At 45.6% G+C, this 20268-nt stretch carries 12 protein-coding genes and 1 pseudogene; 6 read left to right on the top strand and 7 right to left on the bottom strand.

The annotated features are described in order from the left end of the window. Positions 1-977 (top strand): hypothetical protein (locus tag CIK93_RS13590; protein WP_158215463.1); only part of this gene is annotated, 977 nt, incomplete at its 5' end. Between the two features lie 1629 nt (positions 978-2606). Here the strand turns inward: CIK93_RS13590 and mfd are convergent. Next, on the bottom strand, positions 2607-6014 hold the full coding sequence (mfd, locus tag CIK93_RS03665; protein ID WP_094446602.1) for a transcription-repair coupling factor: 3408 nt from the start codon (positions 6012-6014) through the stop codon (positions 2607-2609). Positions 6015-6286: 272 nt separating this feature from the next. Here mfd and CIK93_RS03660 point away from each other — a divergent pair, with 272 nt between their 5' ends. Next, positions 6287-8731: an SLBB domain-containing protein gene (locus tag CIK93_RS03660; RefSeq protein WP_254046727.1), complete on the top strand. Its 2445-nt coding sequence runs from the start codon at positions 6287-6289 to the stop codon at positions 8729-8731. 14 nt (positions 8732-8745) lie between these two features. Next, positions 8746-9825, top strand: a complete 1080-nt coding sequence (locus tag CIK93_RS03655; RefSeq protein ID WP_094446605.1) for a chain-length determining protein — start codon at positions 8746-8748, stop codon at positions 9823-9825. 158 nt (positions 9826-9983) lie between these two features. On the opposite strand, the gene CIK93_RS03650 is transcribed toward CIK93_RS03655, so the two are convergent. After that, entirely contained in the window at positions 9984-11354 is a 1371-nt protein-coding gene (locus CIK93_RS03650; protein WP_094390895.1) for a TrpB-like pyridoxal phosphate-dependent enzyme, read from the bottom strand. A 94-nt stretch (positions 11355-11448) separates the two neighbouring features. Here CIK93_RS03650 and CIK93_RS03645 point away from each other — a divergent pair, with 94 nt between their 5' ends. Continuing rightward, complete coding sequence (locus tag CIK93_RS03645) at positions 11449-12897, top strand: sodium:solute symporter (RefSeq protein ID WP_094434060.1); 1449 nt, start codon at positions 11449-11451, stop codon at positions 12895-12897. Between the two features lie 90 nt (positions 12898-12987). On the opposite strand, the gene CIK93_RS03640 is transcribed toward CIK93_RS03645, so the two are convergent. The 4 genes from CIK93_RS03640 to CIK93_RS03625 form a co-directional block, all read right to left on the bottom strand. Further along, on the bottom strand, positions 12988-14676 hold the full coding sequence (locus CIK93_RS03640; RefSeq protein ID WP_158215462.1) for a response regulator: 1689 nt from the start codon (positions 14674-14676) through the stop codon (positions 12988-12990). A gap of 391 nt (positions 14677-15067) precedes the next feature. Beyond that, positions 15068-16006 (bottom strand): thioredoxin-disulfide reductase, encoded by a 939-nt coding sequence (gene trxB, locus CIK93_RS03635; protein ID WP_371327174.1) that lies wholly within the window; start codon positions 16004-16006, stop codon positions 15068-15070. Positions 16007-16060: 54 nt separating this feature from the next. Then, positions 16061-16609 (bottom strand): glutathione peroxidase, encoded by a 549-nt coding sequence (locus CIK93_RS03630; protein ID WP_094390736.1) that lies wholly within the window; start codon positions 16607-16609, stop codon positions 16061-16063. A gap of 700 nt (positions 16610-17309) precedes the next feature. Then, complete coding sequence (locus tag CIK93_RS03625) at positions 17310-17564, bottom strand: type B 50S ribosomal protein L31 (RefSeq protein ID WP_094390737.1); 255 nt, start codon at positions 17562-17564, stop codon at positions 17310-17312. Between the two features lie 189 nt (positions 17565-17753). On the opposite strand from CIK93_RS03625, the gene CIK93_RS03620 reads away from it, so the two are divergent. Both CIK93_RS03620 and CIK93_RS03615 read left to right on the top strand, forming a co-directional pair. Further along, complete coding sequence (locus CIK93_RS03620; RefSeq protein WP_094446600.1) at positions 17754-18038, top strand: hypothetical protein; 285 nt, start codon at positions 17754-17756, stop codon at positions 18036-18038. Beyond that, positions 18035-18532, top strand: a pseudogene (locus CIK93_RS03615) (histidine phosphatase family protein); the annotation flags it as partial. The gene CIK93_RS03620 and the pseudogene CIK93_RS03615, both read left to right, overlap by 4 nt. Here CIK93_RS03615 and CIK93_RS03610 read toward each other — a convergent pair. Further along, positions 18530-19507, bottom strand: coding sequence for a hypothetical protein (locus tag CIK93_RS03610; RefSeq protein WP_094446599.1), 978 nt, complete (start codon positions 19505-19507; stop codon positions 18530-18532). The pseudogene CIK93_RS03615 and the gene CIK93_RS03610 overlap by 3 nt on opposite strands. Positions 19508-20268: the final 761 nt, after the last annotated feature.

The following is a 20268-nucleotide window of genomic DNA, read 5'->3' as shown; positions in this document are numbered from 1 at the left end:
AGAACCCGCATTTGCTGTTGGTCAATCCAATAGAAGGCTATCGCAAGGAATTTGAGTTGGGCGATAGCTCGCGATTTTCCTTGACGGTGGATAGTCCTGAAAATATGATATGGTTGTTGGAGGCTACACGGACGGAAGGAAAGACTTCACTGGTAGAGCTCCATGTCGATAAACAGACCTTTCCAAAGGTAAAAATTCCATATCGTACTATGTCAAAAGAAAGCGATGCGTCTTTATTGGTAACGCGTGGAAAACTGCAGCAGATGTATAATGGAGACAATGAAGTAATGTTGCCTGAACTCATCAAAACAGGAAAGTCCTCGGCTAAGAAATATAACCATAATTTTATGCGGAAAGAAGCTCCGCGCGGAATAGCAGAAGGTGATCCTCGCTTGGAATGGGTCACATTGGTTAAAACCTTGGTGGCGCAGTTGGGCATATTTGTAGCAAGAGATGAAGATGGAAAAGAGTATCTGCCTCATGTGGAATGTTATGTGGACGATTTTCGCGAAACAGATCATGAAGAGTTGTTGAATATTAATGTACATAACATCAAGTCAATAGAGTATTTCCCGAAAAACAATTCCGAAAACACAATATTCGGAGTTCGTGTGAGTCCTAATGGTACAGTTCCTGGTGTGCTGTTCATCTTTCTGAAAGACGGTTCGGAAGTCAAACGTCGTAGTAGTTTGCTCTCGATGGCGAAGGTGCAGCCATTAGGTTATCGCCCTGAGCGTGAGTTTTATTCGCCTCAGTATCCCAAATCTGACAAGAGTGACTATACGCGTCCCGACTATCGGACAACGCTTTATTGGAATCCTCGCGTTGTGGTGGGAGATGATGGTTGTGCTTCGTTGCAGTTTTATTCTTCTGATGTGTCAAAACGCTACTTGGTGACAATCGAAGGTGCAAGTGACAACGGTATGTTGGTCAGCTGGCAGGGTGTGGTTGGTGAAACTAACGGTTCTGAAAAATAAACCGATAGGGCTGTCAGCATCTTGGGATGCTCCCATGTGTATCGTGCATGAATGGCTTTGGAGAGGAAAGGTTAAGATAAACCATGGGATGAATATCAACTAATGGCATGTGAAGTGGAAGTAAATGATGAACTTTCTTATGGAATTTTGAATGATGGTTTTACTTTTGTCCTTTCAGGACGTACTGTTTTGTTTGTAACCGTGTCCGCAGGGTGTTGCCCTGGGCTAAGGAAACCATTGGGCTTTCAGCCCGTCTCTGCTTGTATGAGGGAGTTATACTACGTAACTTTGTACTGTAAACTCGGTGTGTTCCGTGGATCCGTGTGACCTTTTATTGGTGGGAACGAAAAGCATTCAAAAGCCTCGGAAAAGAAGCGTGAATTTTAGCCAAGCGTTTCAGTTGTTTCAGTTTCAGTTGTGTTTCAGAGGGTCAGTTAAATTTCAAACCCCCTTTTTAAGACTTATAACTAACTAATAATCAATAATATATATATAGGAAGTGAAATAGGTACCCCTCAAAAAACAACTGAAACAACTGAAACTGAAACGCTTGTTCATAAAGGACATTCGTCTAAAAGGCTTATTCTCAACAACTTGCACACTTCTGTCCAGCAAATGCGATTCATGTAACATCAGGAAAACAAACATTCCAAAGCCGCAAACCCTTGATAGAAGCCAGACTTTTTGGGCGTTTTCGCTCTTGAAAGCATCAAAAATCGAGTTCGCCCCCCTTGTTCCGATGATTTCCACCTTCCATGCAAAACACAGAAAACGCACTCATTCATGCGTTCTGGATGCCCTTGAAATGGATTTTGGGACATACTGGACACTTTTTTACGACCCTGCCAGACTGCAAAAAATGGCGTTTTTTCAACTACAACTGAAACCATCTACTACGACTTTCAAACGCCTATTACACCCAATCGCTCATTAGGATTTTGGAGAGAATGCATAATCTACGGATTTCCATCTCCTTGGTGTCAAGGCCATATAAACTGGTTTCTGCCTTGTGAAGCAAGGTTATTCATGGGCATGCAAACATTTCATAATAAAAATGTCCTCGAATCGCAGGAAACGTATAGAAACGTATGATGGGCAAAACCGAATGTTGTATCTTTGCCCCGTGGTTCAAGAGAGAATCACTTTCGCACAAAACATTCCGTCCGCGCACAGACATGGTCAACTCCTCAGTAAGTCACAAGTGACTCCACACTAAGTCCCAATATTTAGCGGACAATGATGGGACAAAGTTGGGAGAAACAAGGAACAGAACAGGAGAATACCACGATGTGGGAATGTGTAGAACGTTTTCGATAAGCCAAATGAGCAGAGTTAACTTTCCGTTTAAGTGAGCGAAAAATTAAGCTCGCTTGAAGTTTTCCGAACGTGAGGAAAGTCAACGAAGTTAAGTTCACTTAAACTCTGCCATGGCTAGAAAAGGTGCCATGAAATGTAACCGAAAAAATATCACATCATGAAACAGCAAAACCCGAACAAATCCCGTTGACAACCCGAACACACAGGGAAGCAATAGTATGATTCGAAACTTGCAACGTTGCGTACGACAGCGCGCTATGCCTTATGAAGGAGGGAGTAAATGCCAATGCCCGATTGGAGTAAAACAGGCAGCTACTGTTGAGTCAGAGGCCTAAGTAGCTGAATCGCTTCTGCTACAGAGGGAACATTGGATATCAGCAATGAACGTTTGCCGTTGACATCGCGCAGTTGGCAGCGACGTGGATTGCCCACCGCAAAGTCTATAACACGCCCGAACGCTTCGCTTTGATAGTAGGGACTGTCGGCTTTGGAGACGAGATACATAGACATACGTCCTTGTTTGAGAATGATTTTCTCGCAACCCAACAGGCAGGCGTAACGACGCAAAGTCACCACATGCATCAGTTCCTGAGCAGCAGGCGGTACAGGACCAAAGCGATCTTCCATTCGACGACGGTAGGCTTCGAGTTGCTCGTCGGTCTGGAGATTGTCCAGTTCGCGATAGAGCAGCATGCGCTCGCTGTCGGATGGCACATACTGGTCGGGGAAATAGAGTTCGAGGTCGCTCTCCAGGGTGCAGTCGGAAACGTACGGTCCGTCGGTATTGATGGGTGTAGAGGCTTCTGCGTCTGCGACTTCGGCAAAGGTGGGCTCCTCGTTTTTCAGTTCTGTCATGGCTTGGGTCAGAATCTTCTGATAGGTCTCATAACCCAGATCGGCAATGAATCCGCTTTGTTCGGCGCCCAGCAGGTTGCCGGCACCTCGGATGTCAAGGTCTTGCATGGCAATCTGTATGCCGCTGCCAAGGTCGCTGAAATTCTCCAATGCCTCTAATCGGCGGCGACTCTCCTGAGGAAGGTCGGCAAGGGGAGGTGCAAGCAGATAGCAGAACGCCTTGCGATTGCCGCGTCCTACACGGCCTCGCATCTGATGGAGGTCTGACAAGCCGAAGTGGTTGGCACCATTGACGATGATGGTATTGGCATTGGGAATATCGATGCCGTTTTCAACAATGGTGGTTGAGAGGAGCACATCGTAGTCGTAGTTGGCAAAATCGAAGATGGCTTGTTCCAGTTCGTCGGGCTTCATCCTGCCGTGACCAATCACCACACGTGCATCAGGAATATAGGTGTGGATGAGGTCGGCAATGCGCTGTAGGTCGTTGATGCGCGGATTGACAAAATACACCTGACCGTTGCGCGACATCTCGAAATTGATGGCATCGGCAATGATTTCCGGTCCGAAGGTATGTATCTCGGTATGGATGGGATAGCGATTGGGTGGCGGGGTCTGGATGATGCTCAGGTCGCGGGCACCCAAAAGGGAGAACTGCAGTGTGCGCGGAATGGGTGTTGCTGTCATGGTCAACGTGTCGATATTGGTTTTCAACTGGCGCAATTTCTCCTTGGTGGATACTCCGAATTTCTGTTCTTCATCAATAATAAGGAGTCCAAGGTCATGAAACTTCACCGTCTTGCCGATGAGTTTGTGGGTGCCGATGATAATGTCTATCTTGCCTTCCTCCAAATCTTTCAGTATTGCCTTGGTCTGTTTGGCGGAACGGGCACGCGACAGATAATCCACACGGACTGGCAGATCCTTCAGACGGCCTTGGAAGGTCTGGAAATGTTGGTAAGCCAGTACGGTGGTAGGCACGAGTACAGCCACCTGCTTGGAGTCGCAGGCAGCCTTGAATGCAGCACGCACCGCCACCTCGGTCTTACCGAATCCCACGTCGCCACATACTAAACGGTCCATAGGACGTGCTTTTTCCATATCGGCCTTGATGTCGTTGGTGGCTTTCAACTGGTCGGGCGTATCTTCGTAGAGAAATGAAGCTTCGAGTTCGTGTTGCATGAAACAGTCGGCGCTGAAGGCAAATCCCTGCTCGCGTCGTCGGCGGGCATAGAGACGGATGAGGTCGCGGGCAATATCCTTCAACTTATTTTTGGTGCGCTCTTTCAGTCGTTCCCACTGTCCTGTGCCTAATTGCGAGAGGCGTGGCGGTTCACCGTTGTCCTGTGCTTTGTATTTGCTGACCTTATAGAGTGAGTGGATGGAGACATAGATAGCCCCGCCGCCGTTGTAGATTATCTTAATCATCTCTTGGTAGCCGTTGCCTTGTGGCATGCGTACCAAACCACCGAATTTGCCGATGCCATGATCTACATGGACCACGAAATCGCCTACCTCAAACTGTTGAATCTCTTTCAACGTGAGCGAGACTTTGCCGCTGCGGGCCTTGTCGGAACGCAGACTGTATTTATGGAAACGGTCGAATATCTGGTGGTCGGTGAAGATGCAGAGTCGCAGGTCGTGGTCGATAAATCCCTCGTGGATGGTTTTTTCTACAGGGGTGAAGTGTAGGACCTGTTTTTCCTCATCGGCAGAAAAAATGTCTTTCAGGCGTTGCAACTGCTTCACGCTGTCTGCCAGAACATAGATGCGATAACCTTTTGACAGATAATCGGTGAAACTTTGACGCAGCAGATCGAAATTCTTATGAAACAGCGGTTGCTGGAGGGTGTTGAAACGCAGGGTAGCCTGAGGCACACCTGTGGCATGTGCACCGATTTCTATGCGACGCAAACCGCTGATGGCTTCGGTGAATTGAGAGCCGCTTATGAGCTGAGTCTCCTTTCTCATCTGCTGCATCGTCTCTTGTTGCTCCATTTCGGTCTGTCCTTCCATGCGCTCGGTAAGAGCTTGCGACGAGAATCCTTCACGGTATGTGCGGTCGATGGAATCGTGAACAAAGAGTAAGTCTTTTGTCACGAGCAAAGTCTCCTTTGACAGAAACGAAAAGAAAGGTACGCGTTCCTCTGATGTAACAGATAGTTCGGGAACAATCTGTATGCGGTCACGACGGTCGCGCGACAACTGATCGGTCACATCGAAAGTGCGGATAGAGTCGATGTCGTCACCGAAAAAGTCGATGCGGAATGGATATTCGCAACTGAAGCTATAGACATCGAGGATAGAACCGCGTAGGGCAAACTGGCCTGGCTCATAGACATAATCTACCTCATGAAACCCAAACTCACGCAGTTGTGTTACGATGATGGAAGTGTCAATATTCTGTCCATGCTCTAAGGATAAGGTTCGCTCGTCCATCTGACGACGTGAAATGACCAGTTCTGCCAATGCCTCAGGATAGCTGACGATGAGGTAACGCCCGTCTTTCATCATGCAACGGCTCAATACCTCGGTGCGGAGAATCTCGTTGGCAGCGTCTCGCTGTGCGTATTTGATAGCACGGCGATATGAGGAAGGGAAAAACAATACCTGTTCGTTGCCCAACATCTGTGTCAAGTCGTGATAGAAATAGCCTGCCTCTTCCTCGTCGTTGAGTATAAATAGCGCATTGGGCAACAGATTCTTCTGCGCCATAGTGGCAAACAGTACTGATGCGGCAGAGCCAGTCAGTCCTTCTAAAAACAAGGTTTTGATTTTCTTGTCAGACAGACTTTTTGCCGTAGCCCCCACTTGTGGAGCAACGGAAAGGAGTTCGATGAGGTCTTCTATCTTCAGTGTTGTCATTACTTTCAGGGATTGTAGGCTTCGTGAAGCCGAAAACAATGCAAAAGTAATAAAAAAAAGGCAACTGGAGAAGTAACCTGCAATGTAAATGAAAATAAAGTGCGTTTCGCTTTGTAGTTTAAGTCTTTTTTGCTAATTTTGCATCGCATTTTGCTTTTCCTTTAGGAAAAAGCATAGTTGCGCTGACTCAAACAAGAGGAATAAAAAGTAATCAGATAAATATGAATTTTCAAGTAACGAGCATGAAAACAATGGCAGGCTTGAAGCGCAATATGGTGGTTGCGCTCATGATGCTGTCTTCGTTGACGGTTGCCGCACAGAGCGGAATGACCGACACGCAAGTGATGCAGTTTGTGGCAAGGGAGGCGAAAGCCGGAACATCACAGTCGCAGATTGTCACCAAGTTGATGCAACGTGGAGTGAAGATCGATCAGATCAGACGTGTGCGCAACCAGTATGATAAACAGATCAGAAGCCACAATATGAGTGCTGCGGCTGATGCTGCTGTCGGTGATGCAAGCAACCGCATGCGGCATAGTGCATCGCAACAGCAGGAACTGGAGAACGGCAAGGTTAATACAGCTTCTGAGAATGCTAACGATGCCAGTGAAGACCATCAGTTGGCAGAGCAGGAAGTAATGGCTACCCAAGGACATTCTGCCGAGACTAATGGCAAGAAAGTGTTTGGACGTGACATCTTCAACCAACGCGCCCTTTCATTCGAACCCAATATGAATATCGCCACACCGCAGACCTATGTGCTCGGTCCTGGTGACCAAGTGGTCATCGATGTTTATGGCGCTTCGCAGAATACACACCAACTGACCATATCGCCAGAGGGAACGGTGACGGTTCCTGGATACGGACCGATTTATGTGAGCGGAATGACGGTGGCTGCTGCCAACGGAAAAATTCGTTCTACACTCGGATCACGCTATGCCAGCAGTAAGGTGAAGCTCTCCGTGGGACAAACACGCACCATCATGATCAATGTGATGGGTGAGGTGAGGACACCGGGTACCTATACCCTCAGCGCTTTCTCTACTGTTTTCCATGCCCTCTACAGAGCTGGCGGTATCAACGATATCGGTACACTACGTAATGTGAAGGTCTATCGTAATGGAAAACTGATTACCGTGGTGGATATCTATGAATATATTCTCAACGGCAGATTGGCGGGTAATGTTCGTCTGCAGGACGGTGATGTGGTACAGGTAGGACCTTACGATTGTTTGGTTGGTGTCACGGGTAATGTGAAGCGCCCGATGTTCTACGAAATGCGAAAGAACGAGAGCGTGGCAACTTTGTTGAAATATGCTGGAGGATTTACAGGAGATGCCTATAAGAAGGCTGTCAGACTGGTGCGTCAGACCGGCGAACGCTATTCGGTATTTAATGTCGATGAGTTTGATATGTCATCATTCAAAGTTGATGACGGCGATGCAGTAACCGTAGATGGTATGCTCAACCGCTATGAGAATATGGTTGAGGTGAAAGGTGCCATATTCCGCCCCGGACAGTATCGGTTGGGTGGTGAGGTTACTTCTGTGAGAGGACTGATAGAGCGTGCAGAAGGTGTTACCGAAGATGCCTTTACTGCTCACGCTGTATTGCATCGCATGAAGGCTGACCGCAGTCTTGAAGTGGTCTCGGTTGATGTACAAGGTATCCTGACTGGTACCGTGCCCGATATTCCATTGAAGAATGAGGACGTGCTCTTTATTCCTACACAGGCAGAACTGCGTTCAGAGCGTACTTATACCATTACTGGTGAGGTGATGTCACCAGGAACTTACGAATATGCCGACAATACCTCGGTAGAGGACCTCATCATGCAAGCAGGTGGTCTGACAGACGCTGCAAGTACTGCAAGGGTTGATGTGTCGCGTCGTATTCGTGACCCCAAGGCCACCACAACCACACGAGAGATTGCACAGACATTCTCGTTTGCCCTGAAAGACGGATTCGTGGTCGATGGTAACAAGGGATTTGTATTGCAACCCTATGATGTGGTACACGTGCGCCGTAGTCCTGGTTATGTGACACCACAGAACGTTACTATCAAGGGCGAGGTAAACTTCCCTGGCGTACAGACGATGAACATGAAAAACATGCGACTGAGTGATGTCCTGGCCATGGCTGGAGGTGTGACCGAGAATGCCTATATGCGTGGTGCACGACTGGTACGTGTGAAAACGCAAGAGGAAAAGGAACGCACTAAAGATGTGTTGGCTGCACTCAAAAGAAATATGAGTGAGCGCGACTCAGTTGCTATGGAAAACTTGGATTTGGAGAATACCTACGTAGTGGGTATTGAACTCGATAAGGCCATGGCTGATAAAGGTGGTGAATACGACATCATTTTGCGTGAAGGCGACGTGATCACAGTACCAGAGTATAATGCTACGGTCAAAGTGTCGGGTGACGTGATGTTCCCCAATACTGTTTCATTTGTGGGTGACAAAGGTTATAAGTGGTATGTTAACAAGGCAGGTGGCTTCGGACTGCGTGCCAAGAAGCATAAGACCTTTGTCGTTTATACCAACGGAACTGTGGCACAGGTTGGACATGGTGCAAAAATAGAGCCAGGCTGTGAAATCGTAGTGCCAAGCAAACGTAAGCGTGAAGGATTGAACTTCGCACAAATGCTTGCTGCAGGAACCAGCTTAGCAAGTTTGGCAGCTGTGGTTGCCTCTATCGTCTCTATCACTAAATAATGAAAGGTATGACTATGGATGAGAATAACAAGATGAATCAGGTGGAGGAAGAAAGCTCCATCGACTATGCTGCCTTGTGGGCTGCTGTCAAGCGTCGCAAACATCTCTATGTCATTGTGCTGCCTGTGGCTTTCGTTCTGGCTTGTATCTATGCCTTGGGACTGCCCAACTATTATAATGTACAGGTGAAACTGTCACCAGAACTGTCGTCGAAGAGTAGTACCAGTTCGATTAGCGCTCTGGCAAGTCAGTTTGGCGTCACTCTCGGAGGTCGTGCTAATGCAGGTACAGAGGCACTCTTTCCTACGCTCTATCCTGACTTGATGAACTCGGTTGATTTCAAAACCAGCCTCTTTCCTGTAAAGGTGAAGCGTGAAGAAGATAAGAAGGTGATGACCTACTACGACTATCTGCTCAACGAACAGAAAACACCATGGTGGTCGGGAGCTGTCAAGGGGCTGATGAGTATCTTCGGCAGTAAAGAGAAAGAGAAGAATCTTAAGGTGGATCCGTTCCGCCTGACCAAGACACAGACTGAAATTGCGCAGGTGATAGATAAGAAGGTTGTGTGTGATGTGGATAAGAAAACAATGGTCATCACTATCAATGTAACTGACCAGGATCCGCTTATTGCTGCCACCATGGCTGATTCGGTGAAAGTGCGTCTGCAAGACTTTATCACAGAGTATCGTACCAAGAAAGCGCGTCATGATTTGGCTTATACACAAAAACTCTATAAAGAGGCTAAGGAACGCTATACTCGCGCACGACAGAACTATGCTTCGTTCTCGGATGCCAACCAGGATTTGATTCTTGAGAGTGTACGTAGCAAACAGACCGATCTTGAAAACGAGATGCAACTGCAGTTTAATGCCTATAACACACTGGCTCAACAGATGCAGATGGCTGAGGCCAAAGTGCAAGAGGATACTCCTGCCTTTACAACCCTGCAGAGTGCTACGGTTCCTGTGAAGAAGGCTGGTCCTGTTCGTTCCAAAATGGTACTGATGTTCCTCTTCCTCGTGTTTATCGGAACAACAGCCTATATCCTCTATAAAGAGGGTGAACTGAAAAAACTGATTGGTATGGGATAATACCTATATTATATATACAAAGAAGCCGGTTCCTCATCGAACCGGCTTCTTTGTTATTAGCTATGTTGGAGAGTCGGCATGGATTTTCTTGGGCGATACTCTCCGAAATGTATCTCCATTCCTCCATACTTGGCATGGAGGAATGGATGGACTGATTGTTATTCCTTGATGATGGGCTCCAGCTCGCTGACGTTTCTTTCGATTTCTTCGTCAGAAACGGTGTAGTTCTGCAGATCGCCGCTGATAAACTGCTCATAGCTCGGCATGTCGATGAGACCGTGGCCAGAGAGGCAGAACAGGATGACTTTTTGCTCACCGGTTTCCTTGCACTTCTTGGCTTCGCGAATAGTGGCTGCGATGGCATGGCAACTCTCAGGGGCAGGGATGATGCCCTCGGTGCGGGCGAAGAGCATTCCGGATTCGAACGATTCCAATTGGGGAATATCCACACCATGCATCATCTTGTCCTTGATGAGCTGTGACACAATCATGCCGGCACCATGGTAGCGGAGACCGCCTGCATGGATATTGCTGGGCTTGAACTGATGGCCGAGCGTAAACATGGGTAATAATGGTGTGTAACCAGCTTCATCGCCGAAGTCATACTGGAACTTACCGCGAGTCAGCTTAGGACAACTATTGGGTTCGGCTGCGATAAACTCGGTATGACGCTCTCCGCTGATGTTATGGCGCATGAAGGGGAATGCTATACCTCCGAAGTTGCTACCGCCGCCAAAGCAAGCAATAACAGTATCGGGATATTCACCAGCCATCTGCATCTGCTTTTCAGCCTCCAGACCGATGATAGTCTGGTGCAGACCAACGTGATTGAGTACAGAACCTAATACATATTTACAATGGGGAGTGGTGGTAGCCAACTCTACTGCTTCTGAAATGGCTGTACCAAGTGAACCGGGATGCAACGGATCTTTGGTGATGATATCCTTACCCGCACGTGTTGACATGGATGGAGAACCGGTAACGGCAGCACCGAAAGTACGCATAACAGATGAACGATAGGGCTTCTGCTGCATGGTAATCTTTACCTGATAAACCGCACATTCGAGACCGAATATCTTGGCAGCATAGCTCAGAGCCATACCCCACTGGCCGGCACCAGTCTCGGTGGTCACATTGGTTGTGCCTTCTTGTTTGGCATAATAGCATTGGGGAAGGGCGGAATTGATTTTATGAGAACCCAAGGGGTTGACACTCTCGTTCTTGAAATAGATATGGGCAGGAGTGCCGAGGGCTTTTTCCAACTCATAGGCGCGTACCAATGGGGTAGAACGGTAAAAACGGTATTTGTCGAGCACTTCTTCGGGAATGTCTATCCACTCATGCTCCATGTCCAGTTCCTGTTTACTACACTCTTCGGGGAAGATATGTGCCAAATCCTGCCATGTTAAGGGCTTGTGGGTCTGGGGATGGATGGGAGGCAGTGGCTTGTTGGGCATGTCTGCCATGATGTTATACCACTGTGTTGGAATCTCATTCTCCGGTAGGAGATACTTCTTTTGTTTTGTCATTGTCTTATGGTTTAGTGTTTTGTACGACAAAAGTAATGAAAAATAATGAGAAAAAGAGGATAAAAACTAAAAAATTGCTACCTTTGTGTGCGATATGATGATATTAGCGATAGTTTTGGGCTATTTTTGCTTGCTGTTTGCCATCAGCAGATGGACGGGAAGACATGCAGACAATGATACGTTCTACCGTGGCAACAGACAGTCGCCATGGTATATGGTGGCTTTTGGCATGATAGGTGCATCGATATCTGGTGTGACCTTTGTAAGTGTGCCGGGTATGGTGACACGTATTGATATGACCTATTTGCAAACATGTATGGGGTTTATCTTGGGCTATGTTATCGTAGCTTTTGTTCTCCTACCTTTATATTATAGGTTGAACCTGACCACCATTTATTCGTTTTTAGGGCAACGTATTGGACGAAGGGCTTATCGCACAGGGGCATCGTTTTTCCTCTTGTCGAAAATGACAGGGGCAGCGGTGCGTTTTTATGTGGTGTGCTGGATTTTGCAGCAATGTATCATGATGCAGATGCCTGATGGAATGCGACAGATAGGTGAGGGATGGCTTTTTACATTTACGGCGTTAGTAATGGTGGCTCTGATATGGCTCTACACCAGAAAAGGTGGCATACGCACACTGGTATGGACTGATTCGCTGCAGACTGCCTGTCTCTTTGGAGCGTTGATACTGATGCTTATTATGGTTACCAAACAATTGGAAATGGGGGTTGGTGATGCTGTATCGGCCATAGCAGATAGCGAAATGTCGCGCATCTTTGTGTTTGATGACTGGATGTCGAAGCAGAATTTCTGGAAACAATTCTTCAGTGGTGTGTTCATCGTCATTGTCATGACGGGACTTGATCAGGATATGATGCAGAAAAATCTTACTTGTAGTTCATTGCGTGATGCACAGAAAGATATGACGACGTATGGTGTGGCTTTTCTACCTGCCAACCTGTTGTTCCTTTCGCTTGGTGCTTTGCTCGTTATGCTTGCTCATCAACGTGGTATTGCAATTCCAGAGATGGGTGACCAACTGTTACCAACTTTTGCTGCATCTGGGCTGTTGGGACCTGCGGTGGTTGTGCTCTTTATTTTAGGTATCTTGGCTGCCTCATTTTCAAGTGCCGATTCGGCTTTGACAGCTATGACAACAAGTTTCTGTGTTGATATCTGTGGGAAACCATACGATGAAAACCTACGCAAAAGATCACATTTGATTATTGCTGTGATTTTTGTGGTCTTTGTTTTGCTTTTTCGTTTGGTGAATTCCACCAGCGTCATTGATGCCATCTATGTGCTCTGTGGTTATACCTACGGGCCGTTGCTTGGACTCTTTGCGTTCGGGCTGTTGACCCATAGGCAGACCAATGACCGATGGGTACCCTATGTATGCTTGGCTTCTCCTTTGTTCTGTTGGGGACTTGACGCTATTGTGGGATATTATACGGGCTATCGATTCGGTTATGAACTGCTGATGCTTAATGGTTTATTCACCTTTGTCGGTCTGCTGGCTCTTCGGCCGACGAGTAAGTAAATCGATGATGCAATACAAATATTGAATCATCCTTCGGTCTGAATAAACCGAAATTAAATATGATGACCGGTTCTCACATGAGAGTTTGCATTATTGATTTCTTAGTTTCTCAAAATACTCCGATGGTTGCATGCCCATTACCCGCTTAAAGGTGGTGGCGAAGTATTTAGGATCTTTGAATCCCACTTGATAGGCAATATCGCTGACACGCAAGTCTGGGTCTGACTGCGCTATCTTGCAGGCTGTCTTGATGCGCATGTCACGGATAAAGGTCGAAACATTCTTTCCTGTGGCTGCTCGCAACTTATTATATAAGGTGGAACTGCTGGCTCCAATGTCAGAAGCAAGCCTGTCGCGATCGTAGTCAGAATCGGATAAGTTGGCTTTGACAAGTTCGGTGACACGGTTTACAAACTCATTGTCTATTGGGCTGTCTGATGAAGTGATTTCCTCAATATGTTCGTCTTGATGGGTGGCATCAATATTTATCTTTTGCTGGTATTGACGGCTTAATAGCGTGTTATTGATATGAAGCAGCAGATCGGTCATGCGGAATGGTTTCTGCAAACAGATGTCTGCGCCTTCTTGCAGGGATAGTTCGCTGTCATTGGTGTCGGCATTGCCCGTCAGCGTAATAATTGGCAATTGATTCTTGGAATAATTTTGGCGAATAACAGTTGTCAGACTAATACCATCAATTTTAGGCAGATTGGTTTCTGCCACTACAAGTTGGATATTTCCTTCTTTTACCAGTCGGAGCGCATCGGCACCATTGCTCGCTGTGAGTATGTTGTAGTATGGACTTAAGGCATGTGCCATCAGATTGAGCATCTCAGGATTATCGTCTGCAAGGATGATGTTGATGCTTTTGCTGCCATCTGCTGATTTCTCGGATTTTTTTATCGGGGTCAGCAAAGGCAGCAGATTGTTGGCATAGGTACGGATAAAACTCTCTGATGACTTTTGTTGATGATTGGTTTGTGCGTCGGTGAAGACCTCTTTTCCTATGGGCAACTCGATGGTGACGGTAGTTCCCTGACCTTGAAGAGTTTTGTAGTGGATGTTGCCACCATGTAGTCTCACCATATCGTTGACGAGTGATAGGTTGGGGTAGGTTCCGGTAATCATGGACTCCTGAAAACTGGAGATAGATGGAGCATTGAATATTTTCTCTACTTCTTCGGGGATGATGCTTACGCCATTGTCGCTAATACGTATATATAGGTGGTCGTAGTCAGAATTTGTACTCACATCTAAAGTTACGGTACCGTCGGTACCTGTATATTTTGTGGTGTTCTGCAACAGATTAAAGATGATTTTATCTATTTTGTCAGTATCTGCCCAACCAACCATCGTGTCTGGTTTACAACTGATGTCAAGGTTGAGGCCTTTCTTGTTCATTAACGGCGCTATGCATAGTGCGGTATCTCTGATGGATCGCATTACGTCGCATTGCTGTACATGTAGATTCATCTTACCCGTATAGATTAGTGTGGCCTCGTCCATTTGTTGCAGAAGACGCAATGATCGTTGGATGTTAAGGTCGATCATGTTTAACTCGTCTTGCAGTTCAGGATGATTGCCTCGTAGTTGTTCGATAGTGCTACTGATAATGGTCATTGGGGTTGACAGATTATTAGTTAGGTTGGAGATGGTACACTCCAACAGCATCTTGTTTTTGCTTCTTAGATGGATAGAAAGCCTTCTTGATAACCAAAAATGGCCTCCTATCAACAATCCTGTGGCTATAATCAACAGAATGATGGTCAAGTTTGTCATATCTATAACTGTATTTTCGGTTGCGAAGATACGAAAATAAGTTTGAAATACATTCATATTTTACCATAAAAATCGTCAAAAATGCGTATTTTAGTTTGATTTGCGATAAATTTGGTGTATTAAACGTTAAAATCACGCATTTTAAACTATAAATAATAAAATATGAACGCGAGTATGAAATAATTGTAATACATTTGCATCAGAAAACAAAACTAGTTGTGAGTTAATTTTGCATTATATAGGAACAAGAGGTTTCTAATGCAAAACCCAATATGATTTTTAATGGTTAAGGTTTATGGTTGATTAATTTAGTTTTAAACGTGAAAAGGCTCGCTGTGAAGCGAGCCTTTTCTTATTCATACTATTTATTTGTTAAATGCTGGCTCTGGGCTTAACCTTCTTTGGCTAACAGGTAGCGTTCGGCCTCTATGGCTGCTTGACAACCGGTTCCTGCGGCTGTTATAGCCTGTCGGTAGGTGGGGTCTGCACAGTCACCGGCAACGAAGATTCCTGGGAGCTTGGTACGTGGAGTACCATCGGTTTTCTTCAGATAGCCCACTTCGTCTGTATCAAGCCATGGGGCGAAGAGTTCTGTGTTAGGCTTGTGGCCAATGGCGAGGAAGAAACCGTCTATGGCAATATCAACTGTTTGTTCATCATTTTCTCCCTTGCGCTTGACGAGGTGTGCGCCTTCTACACCGTTTTCTCCGAAAAGTCCAAGGGTGTTGTGCTCAAACAGGATTTCGATATTGTCGGTATTCATCACTCGTTCTTGCATCACTTTTGAAGCACGGAGATATGGTTTGCGTACGATGAGATATACTTTTTTTGCCAACTGGCTCAGATAGAGTGCATCTTCGCATGCTGTATCACCGCCTCCTACCACGGCAACGGTCTTCTTTCGATAGAAGAATCCATCGCAGGTGGCACACGCAGATACTCCTTGTCCATTGTATTTACGTTCGTCGTCAAGACCTAAATATTTGGCTGAGGCACCAGTGGCAATAATCACGGTGTCGGCTTCTATCTCGCGTCCTTCTTCATCCCATAAGCGATAGGGAGTTTTAGAGAAATCAACCTTGGTGATGGACCCGTCGCGAAGTTCTGTACCGAAGCGTTCTGCCTGTTCTCTAAGATCCATCATCATCTGGTTGCCATCCACACCTTGTGGGTATCCTGGGAAGTTTTCTACCTCAGTAGTTTGAGTGAGTTGTCCGCCGGGTTGCAATCCGCAGTATTCTATGGGTGCAAGATTTGCACGCGACGCATAGATGGCAGCAGTATATCCGGCAGGTCCGCTACCGATGATCAGACATTTGGTATGTTCCATTACTTGCAATTCGTTTGTTATTGTTGGAATGCTATATTTAATAATAGGTGTCGCTTACAGCAATGTTTCAATCTGTTGAGCGATATGTTCTATCTTTTCTGTTGGTTCGAAACGGGCTATTACCTGTCCCTTCTTGTTAATCAGAAATTTGGTGAAGTTCCATTTGATATCTGCTTTTTCGCGATAGTCTGGGTCTTCTTTGCTCAGCATATCGTCAAGCACATGTGCTATAGGGTGTGACATATCCCAACCGGCAAATCCCTTCTGTTCTTTTAGAAACTGGTAGAGTGGTTCTGCATCGTTTCCGTTGACCTTGATTTTCTTAAAGCGCGGAAATTCTGTTCCATAGGTGAGTTTGCAGAACTCATGAATGGATTCATCGGTACCAGGAGCCTGTTGTCCGAACTGGTTGCAGGGGAAGTCGAGGATTTCAAATCCCTGGCTATGGTATTTCTCGTAGAGTTTTTCCAATTCTTCATACTGTGGTGTAAATCCACATTTGGTAGCGGTATTGACGATGAGTAATACTTCGTTGGCATACTCTTTTAGTGATACTTCTTTTCCTTTTCTGTCTTTTACAGAGAAATCATAAATCGTTTTCATCTTTATTTTATTAATTGTTTAATCTTGTTTGAAAAGTGTTTGGTTTACTAATCGCAAAGTTACGAATGTTCTGCGTGACAACCAAACTATTTAGCGTTTTTTAGTGGAATGGGTGTTATTGTGGAGAAATGCAGAATGCTTTTTGTCTGTTTGCTGATGGTGAAATCATGGGTTGATCATTATGTTCCATTATTTGGCACGTTTTCTCGCCATGGCAGAGTTCATGTAAACATAACTCTGCTCATCTGGCTTAACGAAAACGGTGGTATTAGCGTTTTTTTTTTTGTGTCTGATAATGAAATTTGTTTACTTGTGTAATGGAATAAAGTGTGTATGGTACTATTGCTTTACATGAGTATGGCGTTTTATGTCGTCTTAACTTAAATCGGTTGTTGGATCAGTCAATAATGTTTTCGGTATTCGTTAGACCAGTCGAAAATGTTTTTATATTTATAATGACTGAAATGGGGCTTAATAGAGTAGGTGAATGGATATAAAAACGGCAGGAACCCATAATTGGAATCCTGCCGGTATTTAAAAAACGATCGTTTTCGTTAAACCAGATGAGCAGAACCGAACTTGTTCGAGTTATGCCATGGCGAGAAAATGAAGGATGAAATTTGTTAGAAACAAAAAAGGCGTGACCATCAGCATATGCAACTACTGTGGGCGCGCCTTTAATTCGTTTTTTCTGTGGAAATTATTTCTTTGCAGCCTTACCGTAGCGGCTCATGAACTTATCTACGCGTCCTGCAGTATCCACAAGCTTGCTCTTACCGGTATAGAAGGGGTGAGAGGTGCTCGAGATTTCGATTTTAACCACTGGGTAAGTTTCGCCTTCGAATTCTACTGTGTCGTTAGTCTTTGCGGTAGAACGCGAAAGGAACATATCGCCGTTGGACATGTCCTTGAACACGACGGGGCGATAGTTTTCTGGATGAAGACCTTTTTTCATTTTTATTGTTACTTATTTAATGTTGTAAATACAAATTCTCGCTTTGAGGTTGCAAAGGTACAAACTTTTTGCCAATCAACCAAATTTTATCCATTATTTGTGTTAAAATATACCGAAAGAGAAAAAATCTCTCGCTAATCTCGTTCTTTTTATATAACTTCGCACCATAATTTAAAACTTGCAATCACAATGAGAAAGTCAGGGGTGGCCTTGGTGTTCCTGCTGTTGGCAGGAATTAATATAGTTGGTGCACAAAATAAGAAGACGGCAGTACATGCCATTGGTTTTTACAATCTTGAAAATCTTTTCGACACCTGCCATGATGTCGGACATAATGACTATGAGTATCTGCCTTCGAGCAAAACGCCATGGAATACGGAAAAATATCTCAGCAAACTGCGCCACATGTCGCAGGCATTGGCTGATATGGGTACAGATGTAGTACCTCTTCATGTAGGAATATTAGCAGAATGACTACCATCTATCTCATCCGTCACGGCGAGACCGTTGATAATGCCCGGCAGATCATGCAAGGGCAGACCCAAGGTAAACTTAATGATCATGGCATCCAACAGGCAGAAACCGTCAGCAAGCGGTTGGCAGAGGAACCCATCGATGCTGTTGTGGCAAGCGATTTACATCGGGCGGTGGAAACTGCTGAAATCATAGCACGGCCGCATCACTTGCCAGTTGTTACTACACCTCTGCTTCGTGAGCGCGACTGGGGAGCTTTTACTGGACGTTTCATACCTGATCTAAAAGGATTGGTATGGCCTGATGATGTGGAAAGTGAGGAAACGATGATGATGCGTGCTGTCGATTTCTTAGAATATATAACAGCCACCTATCCCGATCAACGGGTGGTGGCTGTGGGTCATGGCATTATCAACAAAGCTATCCTTGCTGTCTATGCCCATTGTCCGATGCGTGAAGTGCAACGGGTGATGAATGCTGAAGTGCGTATGTTATCGACGTCCGCCGTAACTGTGGCCTCCGCCCGTGCTGCGGCCTCCGCCGTTATTGCTACTGCTGTTGCCGACAGAGCGGGTGGCGCCGCTGCCGAATGAACGGTTTCCGCTACCAAAAGAATGGTTGCTACTGGTGGTAGGACGGCTGTTGTTGCTACCGCCTAATGTGCTTTTTCTGTCATTTTCACGACTGCGGTATCCTCCCAACGATTGTCCGTTTCTGTTGTTATCGCGATTGCTGTTCCAGCCGCGGTCGTTGTTTCTATTGTTGTCGCGATTGCTGTTCCAACCACGGTCGTTGTTTCTGTTGTTGTCGCGATTGCTGCTCCAATTACGGTCGTTGTCGTTTCTCCTGTCAATATAGCGATGGTGTGAGTTATTCTGTCGCCAGTCGCGGTTTACTGTGGTACGTGTAGAACTATTGCGCATGCTATGGTGATTATTACGGAAGTCACCTCGATCCCAACCATCCTTCATACCGAAGTGGTTGCGATGATGTTTGGGTGCATAGATATGGCGGCGTGGCTGATACCAACTGCGGTTTCCGTTCATTCGCCAAGAGTGCCCGCCTCGATAGGAAGCGTAGAATACTGGACGCCCGAAATAGAAGAAGTCGCGACGTGGATAGCGGGCATAAATGCCGAAGTGCCAATATCCTCCATGCCAGTAGAGTGGACGATAGAAATATGAAGCAGTTCGGTAGGCGGTCAGTTGCCAGTCGAACAGAACGAAAGCCAAGTCGCTATTGCGGCGCTCCCATCCCAGCGCATAAACATCATCGTAACTTGTAACGCCCATCAGATAGTCAAGGTTGATTTCATAGACGGCCTCATACTGGTCTTCTGTGAGATTGAGTTCGTAAGCCATTTTGTCGGTCAGGAACAAAGCCTCGTTACGGGCTTGCTCGTAACTCATAGCGTTGCCTGTAGCTGCGAATGTCAGCAGACTCATCAGGGCTATCATCATCTTCTTCATACCTTTATCTCCTATATTTTAATTGTTATTACTCTTTGGTTTTCACCAGACCTTTTGCAAGGGTTTTATCTTGTTCTCGATGCAAAGGAAAACATTTTCCCGATGTTTCGCAAAGGTTTTTCCCTAAACCATCGGGGAAAATCCCTACTAAAGATTATACAACCAAACTAATAGATAATGCAAAATTTTCATTTGACCCAAGAAGTGAAGATGCAGTATATACAATGGGGAATATACCTCCATCTGCAATAAGTATCGCAAAATGAGCAACCTACAATAGTTGCTCGTTTTTTTCGTGATTATTTGTGCCAACATATATATCATTGCAAAAAAATATTTCTTGCGAAGCAACTTCTTCAAAAAGATTTCCTCCAAAGATTTACCTATGGTTTGTTTTGTCGTGACTCAGCATAGTGAAAGCGCGCTCTCACTCTGTCTTCGCTACTCCAAAACATCTTGCCGTAGGCAACCCCAAAACATCCGTCTAAATTCCGATGATTGATATCTGTGTGACATTTCACCACTGCCTAGGAAGCACCAATGCCAAAAAATCCGCTTTCTATGTTAAAATCCAAATATTTTGACCATTATTTTTAATTTATGCTGATATTTTATATTCTGGTGAGAAAATTTGGCGATTTCGGACCATAGCAGTGACCAAACGTATGAGTTTGTTCTTTACATTATTCAGTGCAACCTGCTTCTTCTTTCCACGTTCTACGAGTCGCATATAGTATCTTGCGATAACGGGATTGAAGTTG

Origin of the sequence: Prevotella sp. P3-92 (assembly GCF_002251205.1) — a bacterium.
In the GTDB taxonomy this organism is placed as follows: domain Bacteria; phylum Bacteroidota; class Bacteroidia; order Bacteroidales; family Bacteroidaceae; genus Prevotella.
This window is presented reverse-complemented; position numbering and strand designations above follow the sequence as displayed.